At 55.4% G+C, this 1,241-nt stretch carries 2 protein-coding genes; both read right to left on the bottom strand.

The window, feature by feature from the left end; translation table 11 throughout:
- On the bottom strand, positions 1–502 hold a 502-nt coding region (locus ACRC1E_RS00010), incomplete at its 3' end, for an Ig-like domain-containing protein (RefSeq protein ID WP_438513057.1).
- A 55-nt stretch (positions 503–557) separates the two neighbouring features.
- A partial coding sequence (locus tag ACRC1E_RS00005; RefSeq protein ID WP_438513056.1) for a UbiD family decarboxylase occupies positions 558–1,241 on the bottom strand: 684 nt, incomplete at its 5' end.

Raw genomic sequence — 1,241 nt, 5'->3', positions numbered from 1 at the left:
CTTTAATGCTGGTTGCAGTGCTGATATCCCCAGCCTTGACTATTACCTTGGCGATGCCATCTTTGTCTGTTACTGGCTGACTGCTTAAAAGTGTGAGACCAGTGCCTTCTGTTTCAATGCTGAAGTTGACCGTTTGATTGGCAACTGGAGCGCCATTGGCATCCTTAACCAGAAAACTGAGTGTCGTCTGAGTTATTCCCCCCACTGATGTGGGGCGGATGATCATAGCGTCATCTGGACTTGTCGTATCTCCGGAGCTGGAGGATATAAATTCGATAGTGGCAGGGGTGGCCGAGGGCTGCACCACGCTACCATTTCCATTTGTACCGCCGTCCCCTTGACCTGGCGTTACCGAATCCGGTCCGCTGCCGCCGCCTCCACCGCAGGCTACAAGGGAGGCCGCGATCAGGGTGAGGGCAAATAGTTTTTTGACTTGAAGTTGACGGCCGGCGGACATGATGGAATTCTCATTACATTCAGATTGTTCGAATCCTATCATCATGTCATTTTAATTGCGTCGGCCATCGCATTAAAAGCTTCATTGTTTGGTATAAAACCTACAGTCCCAACGCCCCCCACATCGCATCCACCCGCGCCTTGACTGCATCGTCCATCACGATGGGGGTGCCCCATTCGCGCGTGGTTTCGCCCGGCCACTTATTGGTCGCGTCCAGTCCCATCTTGCCGCCTAAGCCGGAAACCGGGCTGGCGAAATCCAGATAGTCGATCGGTGTATTTTCGATCAGCAGCGTGTCGCGTACCGGGTCCATGCGGGTGGTAATCGCCCAGATGACTTCTTTCCACTCGCGGGTATCGACGTCATCGTCCACCACCACGATGAATTTGGTGTACATGAACTGCCTGAGGAAAGACCACACCCCCATCATCACGCGCTTGGCGTGGCCGGGGTATTGCTTCTTGATGCTGACAATCGCCATGCGGTAGCTGCAGCCTTCGGGCGGCAGATAAAAATCGACGATCTCGGGAAACTGCTTTTGCAGGATGGGTACGAACACCTCGTTCAGCGCCACGCCGAGAATGGCCGGCTCATCCGGCGGCTTGCCGGTATAGGTGCTGTGGTAGATCGCGTTTTCACGCATGGTGATGCGGTCTATGGTCAGCACCGGGAAGCGGTCCTGCTCGTTGTAATAGCCGGTGTGGTCGCCGTACGGGCCTTCCATGGCGGTGTCGTCGGGGTGGATATGGCCTTCGAGGATAATCTCGGCACGTGCCGGTACCTG

The organism is Craterilacuibacter sp., from assembly GCF_051659485.1.
Classification (GTDB): Bacteria; Pseudomonadota; Gammaproteobacteria; order Burkholderiales; family Chromobacteriaceae; genus Craterilacuibacter.
Note: the sequence above shows the minus strand (reverse complement) of the source record. Positions and strands in the feature narration are given on the sequence as shown.